Below are 19983 nucleotides of genomic sequence, written 5' to 3' on the forward strand. Positions count from 1 at the left end.
GACTGCCTCCGCGCCTGTGGGGTTGGCTGCCGAGACGAAAGCGGTGGGATCCCCTTACATGACGCCGAATTCAATTGTTCGCGACAAAGTCGGCGACGAGTCGGTTGAATTCCTCGGCGTGCTCGATCATCGCCCAGTGGCCGCAGCGGTTGAGCAGAACCGCCCGGCTGTTCGGGATGTGCGCGAGCAGGTGGAGGGTGTTCTCGTAGGACACCACCCGGTCGTCCTTGCCGTGGATGAGCAGCGTGGGGACGGAAATGCCGGACAGCTTCGACCGGTCGACCCATACGGGGATCGGCGCACCCTGAGCGAGGCCGGCCACATAGTTGTGCAGATGCTCAGGACGTGCCGATGCGGCATCGGCACGGGCCTTGACGAGTTCGGGTGTGGCGAAACGGGCCTTGTCGAAGGTCATCACCTCGACCAGGTCGCGCATATTCGCGGGAGTGGGATCCCGGTAGGCCGCGATCAGCACTTTGAGACCCTCCGAGGGGCCGTCGCCGGCACCGAACAAGGTCGGCACCTTGCCGATCGGCGGGCCCATGGTGATCAGGTGGGTTATCCGCTCCGGATGCTGGATCGCCAGCCGTAGCGAAGTGTGGCCGCCCATGGAGTTGCCGACGAAGGCGGCCTTCTCGACACCCACTGCATCAAGGAACTGCACCGCCGCTTCGACATGGTCGAGCCGATCGACAGTGACCGCATCGGACTCGCCCCAACCGGGCATATCGACAGCGTAGACGTGGAAACGCTCGGCGAGGGCAGGGATATTGCCGGCGAAATTGGACCAGCCGGTCGCCCCCGGACCACTGCCGTGCAGCAGCACGATGGGCCGGGCATCGGCGGGCCCCGCCTCGTAGTACCGCAGCGTCCAGTCCCGGGTGGTGACCGTGCGTGCCGCCGAGTCCTGTGTGATCGCCATCAGTGGACCTCCTGGTGCGGTGCGTTCGTGAAGGGCGCCCGGCCGAGCAGCTCGTGGACGACCTCGGGCGCCCGATGCCCCCAACTGTGCAGGCGGTCGAGGGTCCGCACTTGCCAGGTCTGGTCGTCGATCAGCAGCCCGCCCCAGCCGTATTCCACCGAGAAGCCGCTCGGCGTACGGACGTAGAAGCTGAACATGTTGTCGTTCGGGTGCATGCCCAGCGTCATCTCGAACGGCTGTTCGGCGTCGAGGCAACGGTCGTAGGCCATGCCGACATCGCGGATATCGGTGACCTCGATCATGAAGTGATGGGTCCGCTTCGGGTGCGGCATCTCCCCGAAGGCCACTGAGTGATGGCGCGGGTTGCAGCGCAGGAATATCAAATCGGCGTAGGTCCCCGGCGCCAGCTCCTCGACGATGACATCGCTGACGCGGAATCCCAGCACATCTTCGTAGAACGCCAGGTACTCGTCCCGGCCGACTCCCCGCGCGAGAAGTACCTGATGGCCCGCACCACCCTCACCGGTAACGAACCTTCCGAGCAGAGCCTCGGAACGGAACGGAGTCGCGGCATCGGCGAAGCCGGTCACCAACTCGATGCGGTTGCCCATCGGATCGGTCGTCAGCACTATCCGGTCGACGTGCCGGGCGGCAGCAAGAGCGGCATCGCCCTCGGTGGCCTCGGCGCCGGCTGCCCGGAGGCGCTCGACGAGCGCGTCGAGCGCCTCCGACGAGGAGACCTGGTAACCCGACGCGATCAGGTCGTCGGCCGGACCTCGGTCGATGCGCCATCGGAAGGCCTTCTCGTCGGTGCGCAGCGCGAGCGAGTCGGCATCCTCATGCGCGAGCTGCATGCCGAGCAGATCGCAGGCGAAGCGACGCCACGCAACCAGATCGCTGGCCTCATAGACGACATAGGCGAGTTCTTTCACTCCGGTCATAGTGGAGTCTCCTGACATAACGGTGGTTCAGAGGGCGGGAGCGGCAAGACCGTGCAGTCATCGGTCGCGACGAACCGATCGGGGCGAACCGCGACGGCACGGACGCCGTACCGCCGCAGCCACGGGCGCAGGATGTCGTCGAGATCGACGAGATCATCCTCGCCACGCGTGTGGGCATTCCGGGGGCGGACGGCCACGTAGCGGGCACAGAGTGCGTCCCACTCGGCCTTCTCGTCCGGTGTCAGGAGGGCAGCCGGGTCGATATCGTCACCGAGCAGTACGAAGCCGTCGCCGAGCAAGTCGTCGAGCCGGGCGATCCGGCCGACGGTGTCTCCGACGATCGGTTGCGGCACCATCCGGCCGACAATGCTGGCATCGCCGGTCTCGCCGCGGATCCACCCGGCAGCAAGGGTGGGCGGCGCGATGAGGGGCGGCTCATACGGCGTGACGAGGTTCTCGGGGACAGCGTTCATCGCCTCCACCTCCTCGGCAGTGGCCTCCTGCCTGATGACACGACCCAATCCGACGGCGAGATCGGTGTAGAACGCAGCATTGGGACGGCGCTCGGCCTCATAGGTATCCAGCCATGCCTCCGGCAGCGCGCCGCGAAGTACTCTGCCGAGCTTCCAGCCGAGGTTGTGGGCGTCGCGCATACCGGTCTGCATGCCCGCGCCGGCCCATGGTGGCATCAGGTGGGCGGCATCGCCGGCGAGGAAGACCCGACCGTTGCGCCAGGTATCCGCCATCCGGACATGGTGGCGGTAGAAGGCGTACCGATGGATGTCGACGTCTTCGCCGGTTACCCCGATCGCCTCGAGCAGTGGCCAGACCTGGGCGTCGGTCGGGAAGTCGGCCTCGGTCTCGCCATGCGTCAGGGGCATCTCCCAGCGGTGATGTCCTCCCGACAGCGCGATATCGACGACCGGACGCAAGCGGTCGGTCCAGAAGGTCAGAACGTCGCGATCAGGCCACCAGCGTCGCACCGAACAGTCGATGACGATCCACAGCGTGTCGGCGGTGTCCCCTTCCAGGGTCGCGCCGATCCAGTCGCGAGTCCGTGAGGAGCCACCGTCGGCCCCGATCGCGTATCGGGTGCGGAACGTGCGGGCTTGCCCGGTGGCGACATCGGTGGTCGCGATCGTCACCCCGGTCTCGTCCTGATCGACGCCGGTCACCTCGGCGCCGTAATGGACGGTCAGCCGATCGGCGTACTCCTCGGTGGCCGCGCGCAGCTCGGCTTCCATCGTCGGCTGGTAGATGTTGTAGAACCGGGGCCGGCCGCCGAGAGCACTGGGCGGATGCTCGACTCGCATCACTTCCCGGCCATCGTAGGTGACCCACCGCAGCATCCGCTGGGGATCGATGACCTTGCCGATCCGCTCATCGATGCCGAGGCTCTGGAAAATCCGCATCGTCCAGTCGTTGATCGTGACGGCGCGGGCCCGAGGATAGATATCGCGGTCTCGCTCGAAGGCGACCACCGAGACGCCCTGCCGGGCGAGGGTGAGGGCGCCTATCACTGCGGACGGGCCGTATCCGACGATCGCGACGTCGGCGTCGAAATCCTTGCTCATGAGACTCCCGGTTCCACGATCGCTCACTTTTGTACCGATCGTTCCATTCTTTGCCCCAGAGTCACATGTGCCGCCCGACACAGCCAGCGGATTCCGCACTGCAGAACCGAGAGGTCCCCACGCGCCGGAACGGACCCCGGATAGCACCCTGGGCGTGCTCGGGCCCCTACCTAGGCTGTCCCGTATGGAAGCCACTCACCCCAGCGCTTGGACCAACGGGTCGGCAGGCAATAGGCGCGGGCGCCGATCACGTGCGGAGATCCTCGATGCCGCCGCACGGATGATGGCCGAACGCGGATATGCCGCCACCTCCATCTCGGCTCTGAGCGCCGAGACCGGGCTACCCAAGAGCGCTATCTACCACCACTTCCATTCCAAGAGCGGCCTGCTGTCGGCGGTGATGGCGCACGGCGCCTACGACTTCTTCCAGGCAATGGCACGAACGCAAGCGGAGCCGCTGAAGGGCGGCACAGCCGGGGAGCGAATGCGCTGGTTTCTCCAGCGCACCGAGGAGGTGTTCCTGGACCAGGCCGATTTCCTGCGGCTGCACCTGATGCTGCTCATGAGCGGGGAGACGGCCCGGGCAGAGGTCGGTTCCGTGATCGAGCAAGTCCGCCGAGACGGGCGTCGACATATGAACCGCATGATCGCCCAGGCATTCGCGGCCGAAGGGCCCGAAATCGCACAGCTGGTCGCCGACGAACTCGATTATTTCGGAATCGCCGGCTTCGACGGCGCCTTCATCGCCTGGCAGGCCGACCGCTCACGCGGCCTCGGCGCCCAGCTCGTACGCCTCGCCGACTCGCTTGCCGCATTGGGCGAGCAGATCGCCGCCGGCCGACGCAGCTGAGGCGCCGCCATACCGGCCGGGGGCCGGATTCCGGTGTGGAGCACGGTTCCGCGCGGCCGGCGCCCCGATCACTCCCCCACTTTCCCCTGATCGGTCTGCCGCCACTCGCCCGTCCCGTCCGGATTGCGGTGGTATTCCCAAGCCGAGTAGTCGCCGTCGTTCTCCACCACGCTCAGCCGGTCGGCGTAGCCGTCGAGGTCGGTATCGGTCCAGACACTCATCGAATCGGGACCGGTGGTGACGAAGGTGTCGAGTATGCCGTCGACGACGAGGTCCTGGGTGGGTGGTTCCATTTCCACCGGACCCAGGCCGTCCATAGACGAGGACGCTTCGAAACTCGGCATACCGATGCCGGGGAACTCTCCTGATGTAGGCATGGATTCTCCTGAGCTCCACTGGTTGACCGCGGGATATTCCGGTCCATCTTTCCATCCCCGACGGTACAGCGCAGCACCGTTCCCGGGCAGGAAAGGTGCCGCTGGTGGCTATGGGGCACAAAGGGGTTCGCGCAGGCGGCCGACGACGTCCATCCGAGGAATCATCGAACGCCACCTTCACCGACATTCGACCGTTCCTGATCGCACTGGCGGAGGGCAGCTTCCAACTTCTTTGCCATACTTCCTGTATGCGGTGGCCGAGCGGAGCGATTGTCGCCGGCGGTGTCGGGATGGCCGGATGGGGGTGGTGGCTCGGACAGCGGGAGGGGCTTCTCTTCAGGTTGAACCCGGAAAGCAGCGCATCGAAGTCGCTGACGACCGATGGGACCGTTCAATTCATATATCCCGTGGTGGCATTGGCGATCATGCTGCTGATAGCCGGATCGCTCCAGCGGCGGCGGGAGGATATCCGCATCGGTTTGGGGGCCTGGCGGGAGCGTCCGGTGGAACTGTCCCTCGGAGCGCTCGCCTGGGCTGCCGCGCCTTGGTGTTGTCTGCTGTTCGGCCTGCTTCTTCGCGACTGGGCGGCAGGCGTACCGATGGGTCGTCATCTGTCCCGTTGGGTGCTGGCCGACCGGCCGTTCTTCTGGTTCCTCAGCGTGCTGTGCACGGTTCTGTCCGCTTATCTCCTCGCGGCCGGGCCCTGGCTGACGGACTACCTCTGCTGGGTATTGCGCTACCAGCGTCGGTTCGGTCGCCTGCAGCGGCAGGGAGAGCAGGAAGCGCTGTCGCGGGAGGTACTGAAGCTGGGTGAAGAGATCGCCGAACGGCCGTACCGCGAACAGATACTGATCAGTATGCTGCGGCGCATCGATGCCGGCCGCCCCCATCAGGAGCTCTTCGACAGCGTGCTGCGCACGCTCTCCCGCATGCCAGGGCTGGACGAGCCGGGCCGGCTCTTCCGGCTCAGCCCGCTGTGGGAATTACAGGTGAAAACGCGTCTCGTCCTTGCCGAGACCCTGATGAACGAGTATCACCGCACCCAGGCAAGTCCGCACTTGGACACGGCCCTGCGGATCCTGGAGGGCCTCCACCGCTGCCCTCCCATTCTCGCCGGGCGCTATACACGTGCCGGGATCGCGCTGACCCTCGCCTGGGCTCTCGGGTTGCGCCACACAAGAGACCCCGGCGCCGACACCGGCGATCTGGACCGGGCCCTCACCTTGGCGGAGCAGGCCGCCACCGTACTCAGGGCGGAGACGGCGGGCGGGGTCGTCGGCCGGCTTCTGGTCAAGCAGTACGAGCGGCAGGCGGACGTGGCCACCCTGTCCCGCGCAATCGACGCCCTCCGGTCGGCCGGCCCGTCTTCCGCACTGATCTGGGCACTGGTGCTCCGGCACCGGGCAACTGCGAACGGCGACGACCTGACGGAGGCCGGCGCGGCCGCCCGGGACTTGGCCGCCGAAGGCCCGGACGACGAGGAGGGTCTGTTCGTGCTGCTGTTCACAGCCATACAGGCGCCGGCGTGGCGATTCGGACCGGAGCGTGCCCTGGTCGTGGACCTGCTGGATATGCTGGACGCGCTGCCGGAGTTGTCCTTTCCGCTCAACGCAGTGTCCACCATGTGCAGAGCCGCTCTCGCTCTGGACGACGACCACGAGATGGCCCTCACCTGGTACGAGCGGGCCCTGATGCTGGCCGAACAGTCCGCGTCCCTCGGGCTGAGCCTCCATGACCGGAAGGTGGTGCTGGGCACCGGAGTCCTGTCTCCTCCCTCGGTCGCCGACATCGCCCTGTCCATGGGCCAGGTCGGGCGGGCAGTGGAGTTGCTGGAACTGAGCCGGACCGTCATCTGGTCGCAGACCCGCCGGTTACGCCGCACCGAGCCGCCACTCGGCGTGTCGGCCCGGCTGATGGAGCTCCGCGGCGAGCTGGACAATCCAGGCTATCCCGGCCTGGGGCGCCACGACCTGCTGTCCGGGCACCGCGCGGCCCGGGCTCGCGCCGAGTTGGCCGCCGAATGGGAGAGCCTGACCGCCGGGCACGGTCCCGACCGGGGTATGAGCTTCTCCGAGCTACGAGAGGCGGCCCACGGCGGGCCCGTCGTCATCGTGAATATCAGCGATACAGGCTGCGCCGCAGTCGTTGTACTGGCCGATCGTGATCCGGTACCCGTGGGGCTTCCCCTCGCGAACCACGCCGAGTTGGCCACCCGGGCCGGCGGTCTACTCGCCCCCACCATCCGGGGCATGAACGCCCGCGCTCTCGCCCGCCTCCTCTGGGACACTATCGCTGCCCCCGTGTTGGAAGTGGTCGAGCCCCATCTCGGTCCGGACCGCCGGGTCTGGTGGTGCCCGACCGGCCCGTTGTCCGCGGTTCCCCTGCACTTGGCCGGTCACCACGATCAGGAAAACGGCCCCGCGCTGATCGACCACGTCGTCTCCTCTTATACGCCCAGTCTGTGGGCGCTGCGAGACGCCCGCCGGACCGGCGCGGGTGTCGTGGGTCCCGCCCCGCCCTCGTCGATGCTGGTCGCCTCGCTGCGCGAAACCCCCGGTATGCCCGAACTCGAGCACGCCGAGGAAGAGGCGGCGATCATCTCGGCCCGGTTCCCGGCGGTCGAAACGCTGGGCGAGCAAGAGGTCACTGTCACCGCGATACGAGCCGCGCTGCACGCCCACCCGTGGGTACACATCGCCTGCCACGGCGATGAGAGCGGCCTGATCCTGCGCGACGGGCATCTCGGCCTGGAAGAACTGGCGGATATGAACCTGGCCGGAGAGCGGCTGGCGTTCCTGTCGGCCTGTGTCTCGGCCCTACCGGATGCCCGGGCCATGGACGAGGTGCTCCATCCGGCCGCGGCGTTCCATCTGAACGGCTTCTCCCACGTGATCGGCACCATGTGGCAGATCAACAGCGCGGATGGACCTACAGTGGCGGACGATTTCTACCGCATGCTGCTGACCGAAAAATGCGGCCCCGCACTGGCACTGCACCACGCGCAACACCGGCTGCGCGAAAAGTACCGGGCCGATCCCGCTCGCTGGGCACCCTTCGTGCATATCGGTCCCTGAAACAGCCAGTGCTGGTGCACAGTTGACGCATGCCCTCCTTTTTCCGACGACGTACCCGCCCGAACGAACCCGCTCCGGCTCCGCCGCAACCCCCCGATTCGGGTACTCCGCCGCAGGACCCCGCACTGGCCCAAGCCTGGCTCTGCGAGCGACTGCCGCTGCTGCGCGCCAAAGCAGAAAGGTACGGCTGGCGGCGGGAGCTCGAAGCCCAGGTGACGGCCGTACGGGACGGGCGGCCTGTCCACGAGGCGCTGGCGGCACTGCTGCTGGACTCCTCCGCCACCGTACGCGGGCTCGGAGAGGTGCCCCTCCGAGACGTGTGGGACCCGCGGCCGGTCGGGCAACTGTTCCATTGCCCGCGTGGGGTGTGCCCACCGCGTGGTCGTGACCAGGACGCGCACGAGCCGTACTGTCACCTCGAAGACCGACCGCTACAGTCCACCACCTACCGACTCGACCCCTAGGCCGCGCGAGATCATGGACGCTCTTCTCACTGGTCTGGGGGCCAAATTCGCCGAACGGTGGATCACCCTGCTCGCACTACCCGGCCTGCTCTTCGCATCGACGCTGGCGCTGTCCTGGTGGCTGCACCCGCTCGGCGTGGCGCATGCCCTCGACCCGGCCCTGCTCAGCGACCGGCTGGACCAGGCGCCGCCCCGGTGGGCGGTGAACACACGGCACCGACTGGTGTTCGCCGCGCTGGTGACGCTCACCGCGGCGGCCGCGGCCGGCGCCGCTGCGGAATCGAGCCGTGCCATCGCCCGGCTGTGGCTCGGACGCGGCGTGCCGAGCGGCAAGATGCTGGCCCTTTTCCGCCGCCGACGCATTCGGCAGGCCCAGAACGAGGCTCCGCCCGGCCATCACGCCGGCTACCTCCCCCAGCGGGCGACCCGTATCGGAGATCACCTGCTGCTCGCCGAAAAGCGCGTATACGCCCAGTACCGGGTGGCGCTGATCCGGGTATGGCCCAGGTTGTGGCATCTGTGTGACGACAGCCAACGCGGCCCCGTCCAGTTCGCCTGGGACCGGTACACCGCGGCCTCGGTGCGGGCCGCGTGGTCGCTCGGCTACCTGGCCCTGGGCCTACTGTGGTGGCCGGCCGCCCTTGTCGGAGTCGTTCTCTACCTTTCGGCCTGGACCGCGGCCCGCCGCGCGGCCGCCGATCTCGGCCTCCTCGTCGAGGCGCTGACCGATGTCAAACTTCCGGAACTGGCCTCGGCCCTGGGAGTGCCGCTGCCCCACGGCCGGTTCACCCAGGCCGACAGCCACGCGGTCGAAAACATATTGGACAAGGGCACCAATCTCCCCGGGCCCTCGGATGCCGGCAACCCTCGATGACGAAGACCGGCGGTATCGATGTCGCTCCGAACCAGCCTTCTCCACGCACAACCGACCGGTAGGTATACCGACGGTTTAGGTTAGGTTTACTTGTGCTAGCGTTCCCCTGCTTCCTCGTCGGCCCCACCCATGGCGCGCGAGGCAGCGCAACTTCTCGACAAGCAGAAAGCCATGGCGAACGTGAAGATTTCCGTGGGCCGGATCGGTCTCCTGGCCGTCGCAACTGTGCTGGCGAGCGCGCTCGTCGCCTGTGGACAGTCCGAGCACGTCGACGATGCCGGCGCCGTATCCACCGGAGAGGGGAGCACCGCCTATCCCCTCGTTCTCGACAACTGCGGCAAAACGGTCACCGTCGACGCGGCGCCGCAGCGGGTCGTCTCGCTGGATCAGGGATCGACCGAGATTCTGCTGTCGCTCGGGCTCGGCGATCGCCTGGTGGGAACCGCGTCGTGGACCGATCCCATTCGCGAGAACTTGGCAGAAGCGAACGAATCGGTTCCCCGGCTCGCGGACAACGCACCGACCTATGAGGTCGTCCTGGGCGCCGATCCCGACTTCGTCACCGCGTCGTTCGGCCGGCATTTCAAGCAGGGGGGTGTCGCAGAGCGCGCCCGGTTCGCGGAGACCGGGGTCGAATCGTATCTGTCGCCGACCGACTGCGAGAACGGCGTGAGCATCAACGGTGGCGGGAAGCGCACCACACCGCTGACGATGGAGGCGCTGTATCAGGAGATCCGTGAGCTCGCCGCCGTCTTCGATGTGAACGAGCGGGGCGCGCAACTCATCGACGAGCTGCGCCGCCGCGAAACCGCGGCCCTCGCCGGGATCGAGAAGTCGGATGTGTCGATAGCGTTCTGGTTCGCCGATACCAAGAGCCCGTATGTGGCCGGTGGTCTGGGTTCGGCGAACCTGCTCGCCACCACGGTCGGTGGCACCAACGTGTTCGGGGATCTGACCGACGACTGGCCCGCCGTCGGTTGGGAGACCGTCGTGGACCGCAACCCGGATGTCCTCGTCCTCGGCGACCTCCTACGCAACCGCTTCCCCGGAGACCTGCTGGCCGACAAAATCGCCTTCCTGGAATCCGATCCCGTGACACGCAACCTCGACGCCGTGCGCAACAGGCGGTACATCGCTCTGCACGGTGCGGAGATGAACCCGTCGATCCGCGCCATCGACGGACTCGAGAAGGTCGCCACCGGCCTTCGCGACCTGCAGGTGCCGAACTGACCGCCACTCGCGACCGGGCCGAGACCCTCGCCACCGGACCGATTCGGGGGCGAGGGTGGATCGCCGGGTCGCTGATCGTGGTCGCCGGGGTCGTGGCGCTCGGTCTGTCGGTTCTCGTCGCCGTCACCCTGGGCCCGGCGGACATCTCGTTGGTGAATGTCCGTGACATCCTGCTCAATCATCTCGGCCTCGCCGACATTCCGGTACGGATGGCCAAGAACGCGATCGTATGGGAGGAACGGCTTCCGCGTGCCCTGGTGGCGGCCGCGTGCGGCGCGGGGCTCGGCATCTGTGGCGCGCTCATGCAGTCGCTGCTGCGCAACCCGCTCGCGGACCCGTTCGTCCTGGGCATCTCGTCGGGCGCGTCGACCGGGGCTGTGATCGTGGGGGTTCTCGGTGTCGGCGGCGTCGCGCTCGGCTTGTCCGGCGGGGCGTTCATCGGAGCACTGGTCGCGTTCGGGCTGGTGCTGCTGCTCGCCCGCCTGGCCGGCGGCAGCAACGACCGCGTCATTCTCGCGGGTGTCGCCAGTACGCAGCTGTTCTCGGCGCTGACCTCCTTCGTCATCTTCGCGTTCGCGGACTCCGACGAGACCCGCGGTGTGATGTTCTGGCTGCTCGGCTCGCTCGAAGGCGTCCGCTGGGACGACGTCGGGCTGTGCGCGGTGGTGGTGCTTCTCGGGACGGCGGTGTGCCTGTACTTCGCGCACGCCCTGGATGCCTTCGCCTTCGGCGACGATGTCGCGGCATCGCTCGGCATCTCCGTCGCGAAGGTCCGGCTCATGCTTCTGGTGGTCACGGCGATCATCACCGCGACCCTGGTCAGCGTCGCGGGCGCGATCGGATTCGTCGGACTCGTGCTCCCGCACGCGGCGCGGTTCCTGCTGGGGCCGCGGCACAGCCGGCTGATTCCCGCGACGGCGCTGCTGGGGGCGGTCTTCATGGTATGGGTGGATGCCGTCTCCCGCGTCGCCTTCGCGCCCACCCCGCTGCCGGTGGGCGTCGGCACCGCACTGGTCGGTGTTCCCGCGTTCATCGTGATCCTGTCGCGCCGTAGGAGAACACAGTGACCTTGCACGCGGATACCGTCACCTGGAACCGCGGCGGTGCGCTCGTGGTCGACGGCGTCACGGTGACGATGGCGCCGGGCGAGACCCTGGGCCTGCTCGGTCCGAACGGGTCCGGGAAATCGTCACTGCTGCACCTGCTCAATGGGGTCGTGCGGCCGACCGCGGGTGTCGTGACCCTCGACGGCAACGACCTGTCCGCCATGCGACGCAAGGACATCGCGCGAGCGGTGGCCGTCGTGAGTCAGCACGCCGATACCGATCTCGACATCACCGTCGGCGACGTCGTGCGGCTGGGGCGCATCCCGCATCGCACAACATTCGGCGGGAACCCACTTGCCGACGACGCCGCGGTGACGGCCGCGCTCGAGCACACCGGCCTGACCTCGAAGGCGAACCGGCTCTGGCACCGGCTCTCCGGCGGGGAGAAACAACGCGTTCAGATCGCCCGAGCCCTGGCCCAGGAGCCACGTGAGCTCCTGCTGGACGAGCCGACCAATCACCTGGACATCCACCATCAATTGGAGTTGCTGGCACTGGTCACACGGCTGCCGGTCACCAGCGTGATCGCCCTGCACGACCTCAACCTCGCCGCTATGTTCTGCGACGCGGTGATCGTCTTGAACGAGGGCCGGGTCGTGGCCGGCGGAAAGCCCGCCGAAGTCCTGACCCCCGAGCTGATCGCCCAGGTGTACAACGTCCGTGCCGAGGTTCTCGTCGACGAGTCGAAGGGGCGGCTGTCGATCCTTTTCGAACCGGGTCCGGTTGCCGTCGCCGCGCGCTGAGGACCGACAGACCGTGTCGGCGTCGGACACGGCGGCACGTATTCGTCGGCCGCGCGGCCTCCGGTGGTCACTGCTGACCGGTCTGCGGGCCGCGACCCCGACCGTCCGGCTGCTCGTCCTCACTCAACTCGTGTTCAACGTCGGCTTCTTCATGGTGTTGCCGTACCTGTCGGTGCACCTGACCGAGGATCTCGGTCTGCGGGCGGCGCTCGTCGGCGCGGTGCTCGGACTCCGCACGTTCTCGCAGCAGGGCCTGTTCTTCATCGGGGGCTCGCTCGCGGACCGGTGGGGCGTGAAGCCGGTGGTCGTCGCCGGGTGTGTGTGTCGGATCATCGGCTTCGCCGGATTGGGCTTCGCTACTTCGGTACCCGGGATCGTCGTGGCGACCGTGCTGACCGGATTCGCCGGCGCGCTGTTCTCGCCGGCTGTCGAGTCCGCCCTCGCCACCGCCGCGGGTAGCGCCGACGACGGTGGCCTGTCCCGAACGGACGCCTTCGCACTGTTCGCCGCGTGCGGTCAGGTCGGCGCGTTCGCCGGCCCGCTGCTCGGATCGCTGCTGCTGACGGTCGACTTCTCCGTCGCGTGTCTGGTCGCGGCAGCCGTCTTCGCCGCAATCCTGCTCGTCCATCTGCGCCGGCTCCCCGCCCGCCCCGGCGCGCACGCCGCCGACGGGTGGCTCGACGGCTGGCGGGAAGTGATCGCGAACAAGGCCTTTCTGCTCTTCGCGGTGGCGATGAGCTCCCAGCTGGTGGCATACAACCAGCTGTATCTGCTGTTACCACTGGAGGTCGAACGCGCGTGGGGGTCGCAGACCCCGCTGGGCTGGTACTTCGCCCTGACGTCGGTATTCGTCGTCTTCGCCCAACTGCCCATCACACGACGGGTGCGCACCGTCACGGCCTTGCCCGCGGGACTGTCCGTGATGGCCGTCGCATTCGCCGTGATGGCTCTCCTCGCGCCGGTGCAACTCCACGGCCTGCCCGCACTGATCCCGGCCGCCGTGTTCGCCCTCCTCCTGGCACTCGGCCAGATGATCGCCGTGCCCGTGGCCCGGGACCTGGTGCCGCGTATGGCCGCCGAGCGCCGGCTCGGGTTCTACTATGGGCTCCTCGCCTCCATCGGCGGCCTCGGTGTACTGGTCGGCTCGGTGATCACCGGAACCCTGATCGACATGGTGCCGGCCACCGGCTGGGGACTCGCCGCGCCCTGGTGTGCTGTCGCCTTGGCGCTTGTCGCGAGCGCTGCGGTCTTGATACTGCAACTACGCTCACGTGATTCGGCACCGCCGGACCTATCGCATGGTGTTCCTCGGTAGAGAGTTCGCGGCACCTGCGTTGCGACCGCGCCGATCCGGCTCTGGCCGATCGGTGGCGTCCTGTTTCGACGAGATACTCGCCGAGCACATCGCGGAGTACAACGGTGGCGGGTAACGGCTGACGCGGTCGCGCCCGCCGGTTGCGCCGGCGTGACCGAAGCTACCCGAAGCAGTTGCAAACGGTTATCATTATCCCTCGATCGAGAGGGTATGCGATGAGGAATGCGTTCGACCGGAGCGGTTTCGGTTGTGAGCACTGAGTTGGCTTCGCCGCCCGCACGTATCCATACCTGGTTCGCCGATACCGTCGCCGGTCGCGGAACCGGTTTCCGGTCTCCCGTGATCGCCCGGGCGCCGCGTGAGTGTGCGCGGTGAGCCGGTTCGGTTCCTTCGGAACCTTCCCACTGTCCGTACGCCTCCTGCTGGGCAATCATCTGCTCGGGAATATCGGCTTCTACATGCTGATACCGTTCCTGGCCGACTATCTGCTCAGCGACCTCGCGCTCTCCGCGGCCGTGGTCGGGGTGGTACTGGGTGTCCGCAACCTCAGCCAGCAGGGGCTGTTCCTGGTCGGCGGGGCCGCCTCGGACCGGCTCGGCGCCCGCGGTGTCATCATCGTGGGGGCCGCGATCCGGGCCGCGGGATTCGCTCTGTTCGCGGTCGGCGGTTCGCTGCCGGTGGTACTGCTCGCCTCCGTACTCACCGGGTTCGCCGGAGCACTGTTCAATCCCGCGGTTCGGGCGTATATCGCTCGTGACAGCGGCGACCGATCGGCGCAGGCCTTCGCCCTGTTCAACGTGATAGGGAATACCGGCTCGGCGGTCGGACCGCTGGTCGGTGTGCTCTTGATGGGCGCGGGTTTCCGGCTCAGCGCAATCGTCGCCGCGGCCGTGTTCGCGATACTGACCGTCGCCCAGCTGGCACTGCTGCCCGCGCACCCCGTCCCGGCCCGCCGGACCACTCTGATCACGGATCTGGGCCGGCTGTTCACCGATCGCGCCTTCTGGGGCTTCGCCGCGGCCCTCATGGGAATGTTCGCGTTGCAGAGTCAGATCTACTTTCTTTTCACTGTGCAAGCGCGGCACCTCGCCGGGCCGAAAGCGGTGGCCGCGCTGTTCCTGGTGGAAACGGTCGCGGTACTGGTATGCCAGGTGCCGATCACCCGCGCGCTGAGCAACCGGCCCGACCGCGGGCCGGCGATGGCGGCCGGGATGGCGGTGTCGGGTGCCGCGTTCCTGGTACCTCCGCTGGCAGCGCTCTGGCCGGTGCCTGCGGGGGCCGGGCCGGTCGAGGTGACGATCCGCCTGCTGCCGGTGCCGGCCGGCGCCGTCGTCCTCGCGATCGGGGTGGCGATGGTCCAGCCCTTCGTCAACGAAGCCGTTCCGCGTTTCGCCGGCGAGGCGCTCACGGGGACCTATTTCGGCGCTTTCTATCTGGTTTCGGGAGTTTTCACGGTGGCGACCACCTCCGGGCTGGGCGCACTGGTCGACCGGTACGGCGGCCCGTTCGCCTGGGCCCCGGCCGGGTGCTGCGCGGCGATCGGCGGCACGTCGGCGGTCGGGGTTCTCGTACTGCGCGGGCGCGGGCTGCTGCCCGCCGCCGGGACCGCACTGCCCGTGGCACCGAAGACGAAAGGTGGTACCGCAGAATGATATTCGCAACTATCGAGGCGGTCCGGAGATGATCAGCGCCGCCGGTATCACGTTCTCCTACGCGGGAGGCCTCGTCCTCGACGACATCGATCTGGTCGTGGCACAGGGCAGCACCGTCGGGCTCATCGGCCCGAACGGATCGGGTAAATCGACCCTGCTCCGGACGATATACCGGGCGCTGCGCCCACATTCCGGTGTCGTAGGTATCGACGACATCCCGGTCGAGACATTGCGCGGCCGGGCCCTCGCCTCCCGCCTCGCGGTGGTGGCTCAAGAGGCACCCCCGGAGACCCCGGCCACTGTCACCGACACCGTCCTCCTGGGCCGCGCCCCGTGGGCCCATTCGCTACGCGGCTATTCACGCGAGGACCGCATCGCGGCGGCGGCCGCCCTCGAGCGGGTCGGCGCCCGGCATCTGGCCGACCGGCCCGTCGCCCAGCTCTCCGGTGGGGAGCGCCAGCGGGTCCTGATCGCCCGCGCGCTCGCCCAGCAGGCCGACCACCTGCTGCTGGACGAACCCACCAACCACCTGGATATCGGTTACCAGCACGAGTTGCTCGAGCTGGTCGGCGAATTGACCGCCACCACTTTGGTGGTGCTACACGACCTGAACCTGGCAGCCCGCTATTGCGACACACTCGTGCTGCTGCGTCGCGGCCGGGTGGCCGCCGCGGGCCCGGTCGACCAGGTACTGACCCCGGAGATCATCGAACCCGTATACGGAGTACGCGTCCAACGCTGTACCGCGTTCGGCGAAACCCAGCTGCTCTTCGGTCCGCGCGAGCGGCAGGGCGCCGCGAACTCGGTCGAACGCAACGGCATACAGGGACAGGCGGTCAGCGGATGACGGCCACCCTGCCCAGCGGCGATACCGTCGACGACCTCGGACATGCGCGCGACCGGGTCCGGATGCTGTGGTGGCTGGGAGGCTTCGGTCTGACACTGGTGCTGGTAGTTGTGATCGCCACCGGGCTCGGCCCGGTACCGGTTCCGCCGCTCACGGTGGCGCGCATCATCGGACACCACACCGTGGGTGTACCCGCGAACGCGGACTGGACCACGGCACAGGATTCGATCGTGTGGCTGGTACGGGTTCCCCGGGTGTTGCTCGGTACGCTGGTCGGCGCCGCCCTCGCGGTGGCGGGGGCCGTATTGCAGACCCTGGTCCGCAATGTGCTGGCCGATCCGCATATTCTCGGCGTCACCTCCGGCGCGTCCACCGGCGCGGCGGTCTCCTTGCTCTTCGGCGGATCCGTGGCCGCCGGAGCGCTCGCCGCGAGCGCGTTCACCGGAGCCGTAGTGGCGACCGCACTGCTTTTCGCGATCGCTCACCTCAACGGGCAGATGACGTCACTGCGGCTGCTGCTCGGCGGGGTCACCATCGGCTATCTCTTCTCCGCCGCGACCAGTTTCCTGATCTTCGCCTCCGACGATCAGGAGGGCGCACGCACCGTACTGTTCTGGCTGCTGGGCTCGCTGGGCTCGGCGGCCTGGCCGTCGGTGGCGACGACCACGACGGTGACCGTCGCCGCGATCGCCGCTCTCGTACTACTCGCCACCCGATTGGACATGCTTGCCGCCGGGGACGATACCGCCCGCGCGCTCGGCCTGTCCCCCGGGCGATTGCGCATGATCGTCCTCGCGATCGTGGCCCTGGCCATCGGTGGTGTGGTCGCCGTCGCGGGGGCGATCGGGTTCGTGGGCCTGATCGTCCCGCACGTCGCCCGGCTGTGTGTCGGCGCCGGGCACCGGCGTCTACTGCCCCTGTCCGCTCTGCTCGGCGCGCTGTTCCTGGTGGTGGCCGATGTGGTGGCCCGGCTCGCCTTCGCACCGCGTGAACTGCCACTGGGCATTGTCACCGCGGTGGTCGGCGCACCGCTGCTCCTCGTCCTGGTGCGCCGGTTCCGGCAAACGCCGCACTGACCCCTTACGAAAGGAAACTCACCACAGTGTTCACTCAATTACCCAGCGGCGCACGCCTGGCTCTACCCGGTGTCGCATTGCTCGCCACCGCGCTCCTGGCCGGGTGTGGCGGCCCATCGGCCGAACCCGGCTCCACCGCGGTCGGCTTCCCGATGACCATCTCCAGCTGCGGCCGCGATGTCACCATCGCCGCCTCCCCGCAACGAGCCGTCACCGTCGGCTCCGTCGCCGCACCGTTGATCGCCGCCGCCGGGGCCGCCGACCGGATCGTCACCCGGACCTTCGAGACCGCGCCGTTCCCCGGCGAATACGCAGACGAGCTGGCCGGTATCGAGACGACCTCCCGCACCGGTGAGATCGCCCGCGAAGAGATCATCGCCCGGAGCCCCGATATCGTCGTCAGCTTCGAGGGCGCGGCCGTCACCGCCGACGATCTCGCCCAGGTGAACATCCCGCTGCTCGTCACCCGGGGCTACTGCCGAGACGCGGCGGGCAGCTTCGACGATATCTTCGCCGACATCGAGCTCTACGGGGAGCTTTTCGGAACCAGCGCAGTGGCGAACGCCGAGGTCACATCGTTGCGGCAACGCGTCGACACCGTGGCCGACCGCCACACGGCACAGACCCCGCTACGAGCCGCCGCGCTGATCGTCTCCCGCGACGGCACCAAGATCAGCGCCTACGGCAGCACCAGCACCGTCTCGAACCAGATGCGAATACTCGGTCTGGACAATGTCTTCGGCGACAACGCGACCCGTTACTCCGAAATCAACACCGAAGCTCTGATCGACCGGGACCCGGACATCGTCGTATTGCTCACCCAAGGCGACCAGACCCCCGAGTCCGCCCGGCAAGCCCTGCGCGACCGTCCCGAACTCGCCCACCTGCGGGCCCTCCGGGACAACCGCGTGATCGTCGTGCCCTTCGGCTACACCGGTCCGGGCCCGGTCGCCGTGGAAGGTCTCGAAGTACTCGACCGTGAGCTGGGAGCACTGCGATGACCGTATCCCTCACCACCGGCCACCGGATCCGGCTCGCCGGCGAAGACGACCTCCCCGGGGCGCGCAGCGTAATGCTCGACACCTTCTACCAGGTGTTCGATATCGGATATCTTCCCGAACACCACACCGATGTCATCGACCCGGCGACCACCTACCTGCGCCACCCCCACAACCGGCTGTGGGTCGCCGAACACGAGGGGCGCATCGTCGCCACCACTGCTATCCGGGCACAGGGTCCGCGCCACCCACCTCATCCGAAGTGGCTCACCGAGCAGTACCCGGATTCCCGCACCGCCCAATTGTTCCGTGTCTATGTACGCCCCGAGCACCAGCGGCGCGGACTCGCCAACCGCCTGGTGACCGCCGCGATCGAATATGTCACCGCGTCCCCGCGTTTCGACCGCCTCTATCTGCACACCGACGCCAGAACCCCGGGCGCCCTGGCATTCTGGCTCAACCACGGCGACGTCGTCCACGACGCCCGCGACGGTGGTAGCGGATTCCAGACCGTCCACTTGGAGATCCCGCTCCGCGCAGGTCCGGTCCGATAGTCCCGGTACCGGGGTACCGCGCCTTCGGGCAACGGCTATCCGGTCAGCAGGGTGATGCTGGCGGCGACGATCCACCCGATCCAACCGAGCCAGCCCACCAGGCCGATCAGCGCGAGGCGACTGGTCCCCTCGGCATTGTGGGAACTGGCCGAGGAAGCGAGGAAGAGCAGTGCGGCGGCGGCGAAGCCGAGCCACTGCTGCCACGGCGGCAGGAAACCGGTTTCGGCGCCGGCGATACCGAAGCCCAGCAGCGCGATCGCCAGGAAGACCTGGTTGAAGCCGAACAGCACGTTGTGCAGTGCCCACAGACCAGAGGTCGAAACCTGGTCACGGGCGGCCGCGGCGAGCCCGAACCGCAACGCCTCAACACAGCTGAAGGCGACATTCTGCATCAGGACGCCACCGAATCCCAGCAGTAGCCACATAGTGGGCGCCGCCGGCGATTCCCACATCCGCGACGCCATCCCCGCAGCGAAAACCGTGGTGCACAGCCAGGTCAGCGGCGCGGGCACCGAGGGACGTTTCAACGCGTCCCCGACCGCGGCCAGCGATTCCACCACCTCGTCCATGCGTTGCCCCGACATGGGCAGCGGTAGCCGCGCGCGGAGGTAGATGAGGTTGACCACCACGGCCGTGAGCACGAATCCGATTCCGCCCAGACCCGCCGCACTCGATCCGGTCACTGTATCGACCTCCATATTGGTTTTACGCATATTATTTTGAATATAGGTAGGGAAAGATCGGAGGCGCAAGTGAACAGTTCACCACCACGCCGCGGCTACGACTCGCTGCGGCGGCAGGCCCAAGCGCATCGGACGCGGGCGGAGATCGCCGAGGCGGCTCGTCGCCTGTTCGTCACGCGAGGCTGGGGGCCGACGACCGTGCGGGAAGTAGCCCAGGAGGCGGGGGTGTCGGTACCGACGGTCTATGCCGCATACGGAAACAAGACCGGACTGGTGTGGGCGCTGGTGGAGGCGGCCGACCTACCGGCCGACCCCGCCCGGCTGCTGGGCGAGCTGGAGTCGGCGGCCGAACCCGCGCGGCAACTCGCCGCGATGGCCGGTTACGACCGCAGACTCTTCGAACGCTCCGGTGACCTCATCGGATTGATCCGCGAGGCCGGCCGCACCGAGCCCGACCTGGCCACCCTCTACACACAGGTCCGCCGCGCCGCCGACCGCATCCGCGAGGAGGTGTTCTCGAGCTGGCCCGCCGGCACGTTCCGCGCCGAGGTGGATCTGCCCACCGCCGTCGACACCTACGCCGCCCTGTGCAATATCGACGTCTACACCGTGCTCACCCGCGAACGCGGCTGGCCCCCTGAACGGGTCGAACAGTGGTGGGGACATGCGCTCGCCCGCCAACTGCTGGACCGATGACCGCGCC

The 19983-nt window shown here is 67.9% G+C and carries 19 protein-coding genes; 14 read left to right on the forward strand and 5 right to left on the reverse strand.

Annotated features, from left to right (window positions below):
• Positions 1 to 70: 70 nt before the first annotated feature.
• The 3 genes from NS4_RS06850 to NS4_RS06860 are packed head-to-tail and all read right to left on the reverse strand — an operon-like array spanning position 71 to position 3437.
• Positions 71 to 922: an alpha/beta fold hydrolase gene (locus NS4_RS06850; RefSeq protein WP_063058625.1), complete on the reverse strand. Its 852-nt coding sequence runs from the start codon at positions 920 to 922 to the stop codon at positions 71 to 73.
• Positions 922 to 1863 carry a VOC family protein gene (locus NS4_RS06855; protein WP_063058626.1) on the reverse strand — a complete coding sequence of 314 codons (942 nt, stop codon included), beginning with the start codon at positions 1861 to 1863 and terminating at the stop codon, positions 922 to 924. Before NS4_RS06855 ends, NS4_RS06850 begins: the two co-directional genes overlap by 1 nt.
• Positions 1860 to 3437: a bifunctional 3-(3-hydroxy-phenyl)propionate/3-hydroxycinnamic acid hydroxylase gene (locus NS4_RS06860; protein ID WP_063058627.1), complete on the reverse strand. Its 1578-nt coding sequence runs from the start codon at positions 3435 to 3437 to the stop codon at positions 1860 to 1862. The genes NS4_RS06855 and NS4_RS06860 overlap by 4 nt, the downstream gene beginning before the upstream one ends.
• A 184-nt stretch (positions 3438 to 3621) precedes the next feature.
• On the opposite strand from NS4_RS06860, the gene NS4_RS06865 reads away from it, so the two are divergent.
• A complete protein-coding gene (locus NS4_RS06865) occupies positions 3622 to 4287 on the forward strand; it encodes a TetR/AcrR family transcriptional regulator (RefSeq protein ID WP_063058628.1) in 666 nt (221 codons plus the stop codon).
• 68 nt (positions 4288 to 4355) lie between these two features.
• Here the strand turns inward: NS4_RS06865 and NS4_RS06870 are convergent, their stop codons facing one another.
• Positions 4356 to 4664, reverse strand: coding sequence for a DUF6802 family protein (locus NS4_RS06870; RefSeq protein WP_063058629.1), 309 nt, complete (start codon positions 4662 to 4664; stop codon positions 4356 to 4358).
• 410 nt (positions 4665 to 5074) lie between these two features.
• Here NS4_RS06870 and NS4_RS06875 point away from each other — a divergent pair, with 410 nt between their 5' ends.
• From NS4_RS06875 to NS4_RS06925, 12 genes are all read left to right on the forward strand, one after another.
• Positions 5075 to 7738 (forward strand): CHAT domain-containing protein, encoded by a 2664-nt coding sequence (locus NS4_RS06875; protein ID WP_169811735.1) that lies wholly within the window; start codon positions 5075 to 5077, stop codon positions 7736 to 7738.
• Positions 7739 to 7767: 29 nt separating this feature from the next.
• A complete protein-coding gene (locus NS4_RS32025) occupies positions 7768 to 8202 on the forward strand; it encodes a hypothetical protein (protein WP_157105921.1) in 435 nt (144 codons plus the stop codon).
• A 13-nt stretch (positions 8203 to 8215) separates the two neighbouring features.
• Positions 8216 to 9076, forward strand: coding sequence for a hypothetical protein (locus NS4_RS06880; protein WP_063058631.1), 861 nt, complete (start codon positions 8216 to 8218; stop codon positions 9074 to 9076).
• A gap of 171 nt (positions 9077 to 9247) precedes the next feature.
• Positions 9248 to 10306 (forward strand): ABC transporter substrate-binding protein, encoded by a 1059-nt coding sequence (locus NS4_RS06885; RefSeq protein ID WP_063058682.1) that lies wholly within the window; start codon positions 9248 to 9250, stop codon positions 10304 to 10306.
• A 77-nt stretch (positions 10307 to 10383) separates the two neighbouring features.
• Positions 10384 to 11373, forward strand: a complete 990-nt coding sequence (locus tag NS4_RS06890) for a FecCD family ABC transporter permease (RefSeq protein WP_439955763.1) — start codon at positions 10384 to 10386, stop codon at positions 11371 to 11373.
• On the forward strand, positions 11370 to 12155 hold the full coding sequence (locus tag NS4_RS06895) for an ABC transporter ATP-binding protein (protein WP_063058632.1): 786 nt from the start codon (positions 11370 to 11372) through the stop codon (positions 12153 to 12155). The genes NS4_RS06890 and NS4_RS06895 overlap by 4 nt, the downstream gene beginning before the upstream one ends.
• A 13-nt stretch (positions 12156 to 12168) precedes the next feature.
• On the forward strand, positions 12169 to 13470 hold the full coding sequence (locus NS4_RS06900) for an MFS transporter (RefSeq protein ID WP_084486953.1): 1302 nt from the start codon (positions 12169 to 12171) through the stop codon (positions 13468 to 13470).
• Positions 13471 to 13841: 371 nt separating this feature from the next.
• Complete coding sequence (locus NS4_RS06905) at positions 13842 to 15122, forward strand: MFS transporter (RefSeq protein ID WP_063058685.1); 1281 nt, start codon at positions 13842 to 13844, stop codon at positions 15120 to 15122.
• A 28-nt stretch (positions 15123 to 15150) separates the two neighbouring features.
• Positions 15151 to 15969 (forward strand): ABC transporter ATP-binding protein, encoded by an 819-nt coding sequence (locus tag NS4_RS06910; RefSeq protein ID WP_063058686.1) that lies wholly within the window; start codon positions 15151 to 15153, stop codon positions 15967 to 15969.
• Entirely contained in the window at positions 15966 to 17045 is a 1080-nt protein-coding gene (locus NS4_RS06915) for a FecCD family ABC transporter permease (RefSeq protein ID WP_063058633.1), read from the forward strand. The genes NS4_RS06910 and NS4_RS06915 overlap by 4 nt, the downstream gene beginning before the upstream one ends.
• A gap of 26 nt (positions 17046 to 17071) precedes the next feature.
• Complete coding sequence (locus NS4_RS06920) at positions 17072 to 18046, forward strand: ABC transporter substrate-binding protein (protein ID WP_157105922.1); 975 nt, start codon at positions 17072 to 17074, stop codon at positions 18044 to 18046.
• The gene (locus NS4_RS06925) at positions 18043 to 18597 is read left to right on the forward strand and encodes a GNAT family N-acetyltransferase (protein ID WP_063058635.1); all 555 of its coding nucleotides are present in this window, start codon (positions 18043 to 18045) and stop codon (positions 18595 to 18597) included. The genes NS4_RS06920 and NS4_RS06925 overlap by 4 nt, the downstream gene beginning before the upstream one ends.
• Positions 18598 to 18632: 35 nt before the next feature.
• Here NS4_RS06925 and NS4_RS06930 read toward each other — a convergent pair whose 3' ends face one another.
• The gene (locus NS4_RS06930; RefSeq protein WP_084486936.1) at positions 18633 to 19310 is read right to left on the reverse strand and encodes a hypothetical protein; all 678 of its coding nucleotides are present in this window, start codon (positions 19308 to 19310) and stop codon (positions 18633 to 18635) included.
• Between the two features lie 39 nt (positions 19311 to 19349).
• Here NS4_RS06930 and NS4_RS06935 point away from each other — a divergent pair, with 39 nt between their 5' ends.
• The gene (locus tag NS4_RS06935) at positions 19350 to 19976 is read left to right on the forward strand and encodes a TetR/AcrR family transcriptional regulator (protein ID WP_063058636.1); all 627 of its coding nucleotides are present in this window, start codon (positions 19350 to 19352) and stop codon (positions 19974 to 19976) included.
• The last annotated feature ends 7 nt before the right edge of the window (positions 19977 to 19983 follow it).

It is taken from the genome of Nocardia sienata NBRC 100364, assembly GCF_001613205.1.
Lineage (GTDB): Bacteria > Actinomycetota > Actinomycetes > Mycobacteriales > Mycobacteriaceae > Nocardia > Nocardia sienata.

Bases quoted from the DNA above. Each gene is read 5' to 3' on its own strand.
- NS4_RS06925 (WP_063058635.1), top strand. From the start codon at position 18,043: ATGACCGTATCCCTCACCACCGGCCACCGGATCCGGCTCGCCGGCGAA.
- NS4_RS06930 (WP_084486936.1), bottom strand. From the start codon at position 19,310: ATGCGTAAAACCAATATGGAGGTCGATACAGTGACCGGATCGAGTGCG.
- NS4_RS06885 (WP_063058682.1), top strand. From the start codon at position 9,248: ATGGCGAACGTGAAGATTTCCGTGGGCCGGATCGGTCTCCTGGCCGTC.
- NS4_RS06880 (WP_063058631.1), top strand. From the start codon at position 8,216: ATGGACGCTCTTCTCACTGGTCTGGGGGCCAAATTCGCCGAACGGTGG.
- NS4_RS32025 (WP_157105921.1), top strand. From the start codon at position 7,768: ATGCCCTCCTTTTTCCGACGACGTACCCGCCCGAACGAACCCGCTCCG.
- NS4_RS06860 (WP_063058627.1), bottom strand. From the start codon at position 3,437: ATGAGCAAGGATTTCGACGCCGACGTCGCGATCGTCGGATACGGCCCG.
- NS4_RS06865 (WP_063058628.1), top strand. From the start codon at position 3,622: ATGGAAGCCACTCACCCCAGCGCTTGGACCAACGGGTCGGCAGGCAAT.
- NS4_RS06855 (WP_063058626.1), bottom strand. From the start codon at position 1,863: ATGACCGGAGTGAAAGAACTCGCCTATGTCGTCTATGAGGCCAGCGAT.
- NS4_RS06850 (WP_063058625.1), bottom strand. From the start codon at position 922: ATGGCGATCACACAGGACTCGGCGGCACGCACGGTCACCACCCGGGAC.
- NS4_RS06870 (WP_063058629.1), bottom strand. From the start codon at position 4,664: ATGCCTACATCAGGAGAGTTCCCCGGCATCGGTATGCCGAGTTTCGAA.
- NS4_RS06910 (WP_063058686.1), top strand. From the start codon at position 15,151: ATGATCAGCGCCGCCGGTATCACGTTCTCCTACGCGGGAGGCCTCGTC.
- NS4_RS06915 (WP_063058633.1), top strand. From the start codon at position 15,966: ATGACGGCCACCCTGCCCAGCGGCGATACCGTCGACGACCTCGGACAT.